Origin of the sequence: Sphingobacterium sp. lm-10, from assembly GCF_023554555.1 — a bacterium.
Classification (GTDB): Bacteria; Bacteroidota; Bacteroidia; order Sphingobacteriales; family Sphingobacteriaceae; genus Sphingobacterium.
In genome coordinates this window covers 1,145,071-1,157,548 of sequence record NZ_JAMJWC010000001.1, presented here as the reverse complement: position 1 = coordinate 1,157,548, position 12,478 = coordinate 1,145,071, and the positions used below count along the sequence as shown (strand labels likewise).

Genomic DNA, 12,478 nt, shown 5'->3' with positions numbered 1-12,478 from the left:
GCAAACCGTTTTTTGTGATTATTTGGCTAACTTCCGTCGAATGGACCTTACGTAATTGTTGAAACTTTGTATCAACCCTATCAACTCAAAATATAGATCGCTTTGTCGTACCTCCGCGCGATGACGATATAATCTTAAATAATCTCTGAAACGCTATTATTGTCTCCTGGACTGATGGGTGGGGCCATGGATATCCTTGTTTGGCTTAGCGCTGATGGGAAATGTTCATTGATGTAAGCGATCATGTGCTCGCGAACGTAACAGCGTAGTTCGAAAGCCTGGCCGGAATTACGGCAACTCATCAAACACCGTAACTCCATGGTCTTTTCTTTAAAATCCGTCACCTGTAGTACATTAACTTTTCCATCCCAAAGTACATTGGCTTCCAGTAATTCCGTCAATTTTTCACGTAACTTCTCCACTGGAATAGTAAAATCGACGTATAAAAACACCGTACCTAATATCTCCGCTGTTGTTCGCGTCCAGTTTTGAAAGGGTTTCTCAATAAAGTAGTTGATGGGTAGCACGAGGCGTCTTTTATCCCAAATATTGACCACCACATAGGTAAGGTTGATTTCTTCTACCTTTCCCCATTCACCTTCCACAATTAAAACATCATCCATTCGGATGGGTTGGGTAAAGGCAATCTGCAAACCAGCTAGTAAGTTTCCCAGTGATTTTTGCGCAGCGAAACCAATGATAATACCGCCTACGCCAACGCCAGTAAGTAGTCCAGCACCGATTTTGCGCATGTTTTCGAAGCTAAGTAAAACAATGGCTACGGTGACAATCACAATAAGTGTAATGAGCAGCTTTCGGATGAAAACAATCTGAGTTCGTATCTTTCGCTCACGTAAATTATTTTCCTTATTAATGTCGAACCGATGGTAAAGATAATCCTCGAATATGCGGATGAAACGCATCACGACGATAGCGAAGGATAAGGTAATCAGGATTTCAGTTACCTTTTCTACAGCAATATGCGTTTGGGCATTGAAACGCGTAAAGGGAAGAAGGGAATTGAATACCAATAGAGGAATAAATACGGCCAGAATTTTATTGAGATGGCGGATGATCGATCGGATGGCCGAATAGGATGTACCATTTTTTGCCTGATGACGTACAATCGGTACTAGAATCGTGTGTATTAAAAAGCCGAGTATGATGGAGAAGATAATCACCAGTACATTCCATATCCATGCCGGCATAGTGAGCGCAAGTTCAGCTAGGTTGATTGTCATGTTTTTTTATTTTACAATTACACCCCTATAACAGTCCTATTCCTTGGTGGTTTTCATTATTTATACGACACGCTTTGCTTCCCTTGAGAATTGTGAAAAATGCAACACAAATACATCTTTAGCTCAACAGGTTCAATAAATCCTGTTTGTCCATTTTAGCGCCTTTCGAAGTATTGGATGAGATTAACACGCCAGCAAGGTCACGTTTTTTCTGCTGTAGCTTCATCATTTTTTGTTCTACGGTATCCAACGCAATAAAACGGACCGCCATCACATGTTTGTCTTGTCCTATGCGATAACTGCGGTCAATCGCCTGATTTTCTACCGCCGGATTCCACCAGGGATCTATCAAAAAGACATAATCTGCTGCCGTTAAATTTAATCCCACACCACCCGCTTTGAGACTAACCAGAAATACACGTCTATCGGTATTATTTTGAAACTGATCCACTTCGGTTGCACGATCAACCGTCTGCCCGGTGAGATAAGAATACGCCAATCCGCGACTTTCTAATCGACTTCGAATTAAATTTAACATCGTCACAAACTGAGAAAAAATGATTACCTTATGTTGAGAAACGATACCATCCAATTGTTCCAGCATGGCATCGATCTTGGCAGAAACACCGGCATCATAACCTTCCTGGAGCAAGGCTGGCGCATTAGCTATCTGTCGCAAGCGCGTAAGACCAGCCAGCACATTCATACTGTTTTTTTCGAGATCATCATCGTCTTGTTGCGTGACGTAATCACGTAATTCCGCTTCGTAAGTATCGTAAATAGCCCGTTGCTTTTCGCCTAATTCGCAATAGATGATCATCTCGGTTTTCTCCGGTAATTCAGTAGCTACTTGTTTCTTCGTACGCCGTAAGATAAAGGGTGCTGTGTATCGTTGCAGCTCTTCTGCACGGGCGGTATCATCAAACCGATCGATCGGTGTGGAGTAGGTATATCTGAAATACGTGGTATTGCCGAGCAGACCCGGGCAGGCGAATGAAAGCTGTCCATACAAATCATAGGTGCTATTTTCAATAGGCGTACCCGTCAATACAAAGCGATTTCTGCTTTTTAACTGCATGGCCGATTTATAGCGAAGGGAGGTCGGATTTTTGATCGTCTGCGATTCGTCCAGAATGATCGTGTCAAAAGAGAATTGCTTAAGTTTCGAAAGATCCGAAACCATTACGCCGTAACTGGTAATCAAGATATCAAATTTTGTCCAATCTTCTGCTGGCAGATTTCGTCCTTTCCCGTATAACGCATGTGTGTAAAGGGAGGGAGCATACGCTTCAATTTCCTTCTCCCAGTTGAAGAGTAGAGAGGTAGGTACTACGATTAAGGCCGTGCGTTGCACCTGTTGCTGGCGTTGTGCGAGTAATAGGGCCAGAATTTGCACCGTTTTGCCTAACCCCATATCATCCGCCAGGCAACCACCAAAATTTAAATTATCCAGTGCAGTCAGCCAGGCCAAGCCCTGAATCTGGTAGGCACGAAGTTCAGTTTGTAGCGTTTCAGGTACTTCTATCGCTGGTAAAGTTTCACGATGATGAAGCTGCTGTACGAACTGATTGATTTCCAGTTTGATGTCATACGATAATGCCAGATCCTCCATCTGGGTCAGTTCTGCAAAACGCATTTTAGGGATCTCCAATTGTGTTTCACTTATCGTGCCGAGTGCAAAGAAAGTAGTTAACTTATCTATCCACTCCTGGGGCAAGATACCACGCGTTCCGTCGTCCAAGGTCACATAACGATGTTTATTGCGTATAGCACGATGCAATTGTTTGACAGACGCTTGTTGCTGACCATAAGTTGCGGTAATTTTTGCATTGAACCAATCCGTGCCGCTGAGTATTTTGATGTCAATCTTTGCGGTGTGGATATTGAGCTTGTCCATTTTTAGATTTTGCACGCCCAGAATGGTAATTCCCTCTTGCCGCATACGCTCGAACACTGGTAGAAACCAATCATCGGCGACAAATACTTCGTGATGCAGGTAAAAATAGTCACGTTCGTACCATTGCTCACTGAAATTTGGATGTTGAGCAGCGAGCAATGATTTGAATTTGTCTTCCATTTCCTCATCGCGCTCCACCAAATAAGGATTTCCATTGGCATCCAATCCTTTAATTTGCTTTTTGGTAACCAATGGGATTTCTGTTGCTCCGTAGCGTACTACGGGTGTGAGGTATACAAAGTTGCCGCGTTGTGCCAGATATACGATTTTTTCTGTATCTACCTCTATATCTTGCCGCTCCTCCTTCGTGGCGGGTCGGATCGTAGCGTATTGGATCTCGATGGTGTCTTCCAAAGGCTCCAAAACATTTTTTTCAAAAGTATCGTACTTAGATTGGTGGATCAATAATATCTCTGGCCGCTTTTTAAAATATTCCAGCAAGCGTAGCATATGTACGTTGTCGATCAGTGAAAAGACATTGCCTTTCTGCAAAAAATAGCGATGCCGGATAGGGAGTGTTTTGACTGGAAATTCCTGGTCGTGCCAACGCAGTGTGGCTCTGAGTTCATAAAATGGATTTCGCTTGAATACACGCAGCACTACAGTCGCTTGCAACAGCTCTAACGTAATCAACCGGATCGATTTTGCCGTAATATTGTCTGAGATTTCCCGATCATGAAAATAAGCAGGTAGGGAAAGCGGGTTCCGTTGTATGGCGACCAACGCATCCAGATCTTGCTCATCTTCCTTCTCCGCATAAGCGTTCTCAAAGGTTCCTAAAGCGGCGTAGAATTTGACTGCGGCGGCAGTATGTCCTTTCCACAGGAGACTTGGTGCATGGGCAATGCGAAAGGGTGCTTTTGGTTTGCCGGATTGTGTTGTGTTAGTACTTACTAAATCAAATCGAAGTTGCGGATAAAATTTATGCAAACCCATCACCAAAATATTTTGCTGCGTTTGGTCGGGCGCTATTTCAGTATGGTTCGGAGCTGGCAGAGGGATTCCTCCGACTTGGTCTTCTTGTAAGTCTGCACGTAGGATGGCTTCATTGGTGGGCAGCACCTGGATAGATCCCTTATCGTATGATAGCCCAAAATAACTATCCAAGTTCAGTTCTGATTCCAGACCGTAAGGCTTAGCATAAGGGATGAGCATCTCTCGGCGCGCAGCAATATGAAAAAACACACGATAGGATGGAATATGCGATACCGCATACAGTCCGAGGAATTCGTATTTGGTCAAACTGCTCTGATCGAAAACTTCTGGGGAAGTACGCACGCTAATTCCTGCTGCACTTTGCGATACGTGAATCGTAAGATCTTGTCCCAGATCCTGAGCAGCCAATAATTCAATATAGTTCAATCTGATCTCCGACACGCGTAACTGATACGTGGCCGTTTTTGCGAATTCAGTATCTGGCACATGGTAGTGCGAGAGCAGACGCAATTCACTCAATGCGTCGAACGAAGTTGCCATAAGCTGATACGTGCCGTCAGGTAATCTCACTGCTTGAAAGGATTATTAAACCATAAAAAACTGTTCGAGTTCTGGGAGTGTGTCTGCAGAGGTGGCCACATCTTTCACGATTATTCCGCGATCTAATGCAATAATCCTACTGGATACATCTACCGTGTGCGATAGGTCATGACTGGAAATCACTAGCGTTTTTTCTCCACTAGCGGTCAAATCTTTGATCATATTCTTAAGACGGATTTGTGTGCTTGGATCTAGGTTAGCAAAAGGTTCATCCCAGATGATGACGGCTGGATCGCCAATTAAAGTGGAAATGATGCCCACCTTCTTTTGGTTGCCTTTCGATAAGTCTCGGATGTAGGTACCACGATGCAACACTTCACCTTGAAAAAAATCTTGGTACTTTTCTAAGAGCAAATCTACTTTATGGCGGTCCACTTGTCGAACTTCGGCTATGAAATACAGAAACTCTTCTGGCGTGAGGTAACCAATCAAAAAGCTTTCATCCAAAAAAGCGGTGGTCCAGGCTTTCCAGTCATCTGTTTCCGACGCGGGCAGCCCTTGATGTTGCACCATACCAGTAGATGCGGGTATGAGATCAAGCAAGATGCTAAAGAGCGTCGTTTTTCCTGCACCATTGTTGCCAACTAGACCGATGCAATCCCCTCGGTAAATGTGAAGCGCCGGGATATGCAAAACCGTCTGACCATTGTATTCCTTGCTTATATCTTTGATATCAATCATGCTTTGTGTCATAGTATTTATTCGCTAACCTGTTTAAAACCTTCTAACATGGTGTACTTACGAGCTTGATAGCGCTTTGCAATACCTTGGACAAATAGGTTTCTACCACATAAACCGATGATTCCGATCAACGCAAACACGATGCAAGTGACTTCAAAGTTAGCAAAAACACGGATGATGGACCACAGGATTACCGGAATGATTAGTGCCGGAAGCATTACGATCCACTGGGCAGCGCCCATACCTTGATAATTAAAAAATTGAGACTGCCCTAAGTCTATGCGTTTCTTGTTGAAAGATCCAAAATAAAGGATAATGGGTACATTTATTCCCATATTATAAAACCCCGCAACTATATTGATCATAAAAATCTCCCTACCAAAATAAATGTAAGGAACAACTAAGATCATGGAAAGTAGTATGGCGCCATATAATAGTATAGACTTAGCAACAAGATAATCTTTGATGAGAATACGTTGTGTATTGACTAATGGATAATAAGCGCTATCCCACGCAGGAACAAACTGCCCGAAGTTAAAGGTGAATAAACCGGTCATAAATATACCGACAAATAAAAACATCGTTTGACTACCAGTGCTTGGGTTGGGATAAAATATCAATCCATATAAAAGACCAAACACGCCAGTCATCAACAGCGATTTACTTCTTTTATTTCTCCATAAAAGTTTCAGATCCAAACGGATTAATGGTGCATAACGTCCCAATTGATCTATCCAGTACCAATTTTTGGTTTCCATTGATCTTTTGGAACGATGTGTCGTATTCTCCAAATAGAGCCGCTGCCTTAGAGAGCGGTGAAGCAAAGTATACCCGATAAAAACCAGTAGTAGCGGCGCCAAAGATAAAACGGGGTGTAACAGTACCGCTTCAAAAAACATCGTAATCTGTCTGGAAACAGGGAGTATATTGAAGTAATCCAATATAACGAATAAGGCTAATACGGCAATCACAACGCTAGCTAGTCTCGAATGAGAAGATAAGGAACGTTGGAGCAAGAAATTAAAAAAATGAATGGCTTGGGAAGTAGCTAAAACTGCGATGATCCATCCGATAATTTGCAAACCAGAATAATCTCCGGCAGACCAGCAAGCCATGCCGAATGGGATAAATAATAAAGGAGCTAATAGATTATAGAAACTAAAAATACTTTTTCCCAGAAGGTAATGTGTTAAGCTACTCCGCGAAATGCGTTGAATGAGAAAGGGCTTTACATTCATCATGGGTAATTGCTGCATAAAGAAGCGCAAGCCTAATTCCCAGATGAACCACAGGACCAGGAAACGATTTACTTGCTGCATAGGGAAGAGGCTGTCAGAGCTTTCGTCTAGCAAATCATACATACTATGCCCTACAGATAGTAAACCTATCGCCATAAACAGTCCGAACAGGCTGAGTATTATTTTTATGGAGATGCTATGTCCGGCATGTGCAGAGCGAAAGAGGCTCTTCCACTCTAGAATCAAAAATTTCATGAACATACTGTTTTTTTGATATGCCGCGAGGGCGATTTCTTTCTGTTCGAAGATATGTAAAATACCTAATTGTTGCGATAGATGACTCAACAATAGTGGTGATTTGGCGTTATATATGAGAAGAACAGCGAGGGAAGAGTTCCAAAGCAAATAACATTTATCTACGCGACATAAACAAGGCTATACACATGGCAATTATTGGAGAGATCATAAAGAGAGCAATAAAAGTTAACGGTTTAATAACATCACATACTAGTCCAGAAGCCGCACAATTGGAGGTTTTACAAAACCTGCTATCACGAGCACAGCAAACGGCCTTTGGGCGGCATTTTGGATTTGCAGAAATACTAAAATCCAAAGACCCTATTCGGGTGTTTCAAGAGCAGGTTCCCATTTTTGATTATGATAAATTACATGCCGAATGGTGGCATTTTCTGGAGGAAGGGCACGAGAATGTCACCTGGCCAGGCGGACAGCGTTTTTTTGCGTTAAGCAGCGGCACCACCAGTAATAGTAAAGCGATTCCGATCACAGACGACATGGTGGATGCCATCCGAAGATCTGGCATTCAGCAAGTGCTTAGCATGAAAAATTTTGACATGCCTGCAGAGGTGTTCGAGAAAGATATCATGATGCTAGGTAGCAGTACTAATCTAAAAGATTATCATGGCTTCTTAGCGGGAGAAATTAGTGGTATCACAGCAGCAAACCTGCCGATGTGGTTTCGTAAGTTCTATAAGCCAGGTAAAAAAATAGCCGCTAGCGATAGCTGGGAACAACGCGTAAAGCGTATTGCCAAAGCGGCTCCCAAATGGGATGTCGGTACCATTAGCGGAATACCATCTTGGGCAGAATTGATGCTTAAAGAGATCATTCGCTACAACAAATTGGAAACCATTCATGATATCTGGCCCAATCTACGAGTATATACCACGGGCGGTGTAGCATTTGGCCCTTACCGTAAAAGTTTTGAAAAATTGTTTTCTAAGCCTGTTACCTACATTGATACCTATTTAGCCTCCGAAGGATATTTAGCAACACAAAAACGACCGGATACCGATGCCATGTCTTTGATCGTGGATAATGGCGTGTTTTTCGAATTTGTGCCGTTCAGACCAGAAAATATGGATGATGAAGGTCGTGTGCGGCAGGATGCGGAAGTGTTGGCGTTGAGAGATGTGCAGGAAGGGGAAGAATATGTGTTGCTCATTTCCACGGTATCGGGAACTTGGCGCTATATGATTGGTGATACGGTGATCATCAAGAACAAAGAGCTTGGTGAGGTTCGGATCAGCGGTCGCACAAAGCATTTTTTAAATGTTGTTGGAGAGCAATTGTCGGTCAATCAGATGAATATGGCGATACAGCGTGTGCAGGAAAAATTTGATCTGCCCATTCACGAATTTACTGTAGCAACCGTGTCTGATCAAGGAAAGTATGTGTCAAAATGGTATTTGGGTGCAGATCAACATTTCACTTCTAACGATTTAAATAGTTTTTTGGATGCGGAACTGAGTAATAATAATAAGAACTATAAGGTAGCACGCGGTCAGTCTCTATCCGATGTGCAGGTAAAGGTAGTGCCTGTTGCGCATTTTCACGATTGGAGTGCCAATTTTAAAAAGTTGGGTGGACAAACAAAAATTCCACGAGTGATGAAGGAAGAAGAGTTGAGGGATTTCGAAGCTTATATCGCAAAGCTGTAAACGTACAATAAGGAGCCGGTATCATCGGCTCTTTATTGTTTCTTCCTGTATATTTTCGGAGATGGTAGTTTCCTCTTCCAAAATATGATCTTTTTCGCGGTGACTACTTTCCTGCAAATCATCTACCAATTCGACGATATCATCGGGCGATAGGTATAGGCTTATAATCTTGTCTTTATAGGCCTGAGATAATCCGCTATGACCTAATATAAATTCTTTAGTGGCTAATATATAAGAAGCCATGCCGCGATGCACGGCAAATGTATCCGCTACGCGCTCGGCTTTTCGTACATACGTTTTAGAAAGCCAATACAATAGGCCAAATCGTGCAATTCCTAAAGTGCTGCGCTGTTCATAATCCATGATATGCCCTAATTCATGTCCAATCCAACCAATGATCACATTTGAATTTACCTGATGTAGCGGTTCTATGCTATGCTTCAACTTAAATACCGGACTGATCAATATATCATAAGCTCTATTCTTCTTACTTCCTAAAAGTGTGCTCACTTGTGGCCTTGCTGCCATTATAGATCCATTCAATGCTCTCGTGAATTTGAATCGAATGCGGGTATTGATCAATTCAGGGTAGTGAGAAAGTGCTGTTAGCACTTCTTCCCGAATTATATTCGGAATTTCTTTGTTATTATTCTCCATACTTGTTTTGCCATACTCTGTGTATGCGTGTTGGATCTTATAAAGGCAAATTCCACTCCAAAGTAGGCTTGTGCGACTAAAACTTTTTCAATGATGACCTGTTCTTATTATATAGAAAGACATAAAAACAGAATAATCATGGACGACAAAAATAAAAAGCCAAAGAACGCAACAGAGCGTGGAGAAGCGGAGAATGAGGATGCCAACTACACAAACTTTCCGCCGGAAAAGGATGATAAAGAAGGTACACAAAAGGAGTACGATCCGGATATTGAAGAAACACAAGATGAAGAAGAATTGGACGGACCTCAAGGGCCATTAGCAGGTAATGCGGATGGCAATGTAGACCCGGAGAAAACTAGTGATTAGGTTCTAGTTTCAAAGAAGTAACTATAAAAGGCTATTTGTATCGTATTGCAAATAGCCTTTTATAATTATCCCTGGTTACGCGCAAGAAAAAGTCTATATCAATACCGGTAAACATGGTAAATGAAAAAAGCCTAATAGCACGTATGCTGTTAGGCTTTTCATCTACAAGAAATTCGAATTATTTAATGTTATTAATTTCTTGCTGTTCTCTTAGTTTTGCAATGTTGTTTTTATCCCCAAATTCCTCCGTTTTTTGTTGGAATGAATCAAGGATTGCCTGAATAGCCTCAGAGTTGTGTGCTGTACGCTCGTAAATTTCAGGAATTTTAGCTTCGATTGTTTTGTCGCCGAGTTCGATGTTATCGACTTCAATCTTTCCAATTTTCTCCAATACCGCTTGTTGGCTGTGTCTTACATCTTCAAGCTCTCTGGAAATCTTTTCCATCAAATCAAACTTTTTCAACTTGTCCATAATATATACTGTTGTTTCTTTTTATGGAACAAATAGAAGTTAAAAATGTTTTATTCTACGACAACACCCATATTGCTAAACTTACCGATTCGTTCGTTGACCAAGGTGTCAACGTCTTTTGCTTTAAGGATAGCCAAATCACTCAAGATTTTTGATTTTACTTGTTCTGCAGCAGCTAAAGGATCTTGGTGTGCTCCGCCAACAGGCTCTTCAATGATGCCATCGATCAGCCCGTTTTGCAGCATATCTTCTGCTCTTAGCTTGAGTACTTCTGCGGCTCTTTCTTTGTGATCCCAGCTTCTCCACAAAATAGAGGAGCAAGATTCTGGTGAGATTACGGAATACCAAGTATTCTGCATCATGTATACGCGATCACCAATACCAATACCTAATGCACCGCCAGAAGCACCTTCTCCAATAACAATACAGATCACAGGAACTTGGAGTACAGACATCTCCAACAAGTTACGTGCAATAGCTTCTCCTTGTCCGCGTTCTTCTGCTTCCAGGCCCGGATAAGCACCCATCGTGTCGATCAGGGTAACAATAGGTTTGCCGAATTTCTCCGCCATCTTCATCAGGCGCAATGCCTTACGGTAACCTTCCGGATTGGCCATTCCGAAGTTGTGAAACTGACGTTCTTTGGTGTTTTTGCCTTTTTGGTGGCCGATAATCATTACCGATTCACCATTGATCTTTGCGAATCCGCCAACGATGGCTTTATCATCGCGTACCGTACGGTCTCCGTGGAGTTCTACAAAATCGGTACTGATCATCTCTATATAATCAAACGTCTGTGGACGACCTGGATGACGAGACATTTGTACCTTTTGCCATCCGGTCATGTTTTGATAGACCTCAATTTTTGTTTGTGCCAACTTCTCTTCCAGTTCGCGAACGGTGGCGCTCATGTCCACTTTCGTTTTTTCCGCAACTTGATTTACTTTCTCAATTTGAGTCTGCAAATCTGCTATTGGCTTTTCAAAATCAAATGTTGTCTCCATAATATTTCTTTACTATTCTTGCCGAAGAGCTAAGATAGTGATTTTAGATTTGTAAAAAATGAGGATTATACGTTGAAACGGAAGTGCATGACATCGCCATCCTGTACTACATATGTTTTACCTTCTACGGAAAGCTTTCCGGCTTCTTTCACCGCTGCCTCAGAGCCATAATGCACAAAATCATCGTACTTAATGACCTCGGCACGAATGAAACCTTTTTCAAAGTCGGTATGAATAACGCCTGCGGCCTGTGGTGCTGTATAACCTTTTTCGATCGTCCAAGCACGTACTTCCTGTACACCAGCCGTGAAGTAAGTCGCCAAGTCTAAAAGGTCGTAGGCCGCACGAATCAGTTTGTTGACGCCTGATTCAGTCAGACCCAGATCGTCCAGGAAAAGTTGACGCTCTTCGTAATCTTCCAATTGTGCAATTTCCGATTCGATTTGTGCAGAGATAACCAATACGCTTGCGTTCTCATCTTTTACCGCCTCTTTTACCCGCTCTACATATGCGTTTCCGCTATTCACAGAAGCTTCATCGACATTACACACGTACAATACCGGTTTACTGGTAAGTAGGGAAAGATCCGTGATAAACTCTAAGTCTTCTTCCTGCACTGGTGCGGTACGAGAAGATTTACCAGACTCCAAATGGGCTTTGATTACGGAAAGGATTTCAAACGTTTTCTTGGCGTCTTTATCGCCACCGGTCTTAGCCATTTTCTCTACTTTTTGGATGCGTTTTATAACCGTATCCAAATCTTTCAGCTGCAACTCGGTGTCAATAATTTCTTTATCCCGTATGGGATCAACAGATCCATCTACGTGGATCACATTGCCATCGTCAAAACAACGAAGAACATGGATAATGGCATTCGTCGTACGAATATTTCCTAAAAATTGGTTGCCTAATCCTTCACCTTTCGAAGCGCCCTTCACCAAGCCTGCTATGTCGACAATCTCAATAGTATTTGGTACAATTCGCTGCGGATTTACTAATTCCGTCAGTGTTTTTAAGCGATCATCCGGAACGGTGATCACGCCAACATTGGGTTCTATCGTACAAAATGGGAAATTGGCAGCTTGTGCCTTCGCATTTGATAAGCAGTTAAATAAGGTAGATTTACCGACGTTAGGTAAACCAACGATTCCACATTGTAATGCCATAAAAGTCCTAAAAATTTGTGCAAAGATAATAATTTGAAATAGATTGTTTGGTGATGACGGTTTTTAACATATAAATAGCAGTCTGTCATTCGTATTTGCACATGCTTTTTCGTAATTTCGCTGTTGAAATTATCACACGATTGGCTCTGTGCCCTTGATTTATTTTTTTTGTTGGTGTTATGATTATGCGCAGTAG

At 42.2% G+C, this 12,478-nt stretch carries 10 protein-coding genes; 2 read left to right on the top strand and 8 right to left on the bottom strand.

The window, feature by feature from the left end:
• Positions 1-134: 134 nt before the first annotated feature.
• From M8998_RS04565 to M8998_RS04550, 4 genes are all read right to left on the bottom strand, one after another.
• On the bottom strand, positions 135-1,241 hold the full coding sequence (locus M8998_RS04565; protein WP_249990946.1) for a mechanosensitive ion channel family protein: 1,107 nt from the start codon (positions 1,239-1,241) through the stop codon (positions 135-137).
• A gap of 118 nt (positions 1,242-1,359) precedes the next feature.
• Positions 1,360-4,704 (bottom strand): DEAD/DEAH box helicase, encoded by a 3,345-nt coding sequence (locus tag M8998_RS04560; RefSeq protein ID WP_249990945.1) that lies wholly within the window; start codon positions 4,702-4,704, stop codon positions 1,360-1,362.
• A gap of 15 nt (positions 4,705-4,719) precedes the next feature.
• Positions 4,720-5,415 carry an ATP-binding cassette domain-containing protein gene (locus M8998_RS04555; protein ID WP_249990944.1) on the bottom strand — a complete coding sequence of 232 codons (696 nt, stop codon included), beginning with the start codon at positions 5,413-5,415 and terminating at the stop codon, positions 4,720-4,722.
• A 17-nt stretch (positions 5,416-5,432) separates the two neighbouring features.
• Positions 5,433-6,908 carry a DUF5687 family protein gene (locus M8998_RS04550; RefSeq protein WP_249990943.1) on the bottom strand — a complete coding sequence of 492 codons (1,476 nt, stop codon included), beginning with the start codon at positions 6,906-6,908 and terminating at the stop codon, positions 5,433-5,435.
• Positions 6,909-7,096: 188 nt separating this feature from the next.
• Here M8998_RS04550 and M8998_RS04545 point away from each other — a divergent pair, with 188 nt between their 5' ends.
• Positions 7,097-8,614, top strand: coding sequence for a GH3 family acyl-acid amido synthetase (locus M8998_RS04545; protein WP_249990942.1), 1,518 nt, complete (start codon positions 7,097-7,099; stop codon positions 8,612-8,614).
• 21 nt (positions 8,615-8,635) lie between these two features.
• Here M8998_RS04545 and M8998_RS04540 read toward each other — a convergent pair whose 3' ends face one another.
• The gene (locus tag M8998_RS04540) at positions 8,636-9,271 is read right to left on the bottom strand and encodes a hypothetical protein (protein WP_249990941.1); all 636 of its coding nucleotides are present in this window, start codon (positions 9,269-9,271) and stop codon (positions 8,636-8,638) included.
• A gap of 138 nt (positions 9,272-9,409) precedes the next feature.
• Between M8998_RS04540 and M8998_RS04535 the strand changes: the two genes are divergently transcribed.
• The gene (locus tag M8998_RS04535) at positions 9,410-9,640 is read left to right on the top strand and encodes a hypothetical protein (protein WP_249990940.1); all 231 of its coding nucleotides are present in this window, start codon (positions 9,410-9,412) and stop codon (positions 9,638-9,640) included.
• 178 nt (positions 9,641-9,818) lie between these two features.
• Here M8998_RS04535 and M8998_RS04530 read toward each other — a convergent pair whose 3' ends face one another.
• The 3 genes from M8998_RS04530 to ychF form a co-directional block, all read right to left on the bottom strand.
• Positions 9,819-10,112, bottom strand: a complete 294-nt coding sequence (locus M8998_RS04530; protein ID WP_249990939.1) for a hypothetical protein — start codon at positions 10,110-10,112, stop codon at positions 9,819-9,821.
• 50 nt (positions 10,113-10,162) lie between these two features.
• Positions 10,163-11,116 (bottom strand): acetyl-CoA carboxylase carboxyltransferase subunit alpha, encoded by a 954-nt coding sequence (locus M8998_RS04525; RefSeq protein WP_249990938.1) that lies wholly within the window; start codon positions 11,114-11,116, stop codon positions 10,163-10,165.
• Positions 11,117-11,181: 65 nt separating this feature from the next.
• Positions 11,182-12,282, bottom strand: a complete 1,101-nt coding sequence (gene ychF / locus M8998_RS04520; RefSeq protein WP_249990937.1) for a redox-regulated ATPase YchF — start codon at positions 12,280-12,282, stop codon at positions 11,182-11,184.
• Positions 12,283-12,478: the final 196 nt, after the last annotated feature.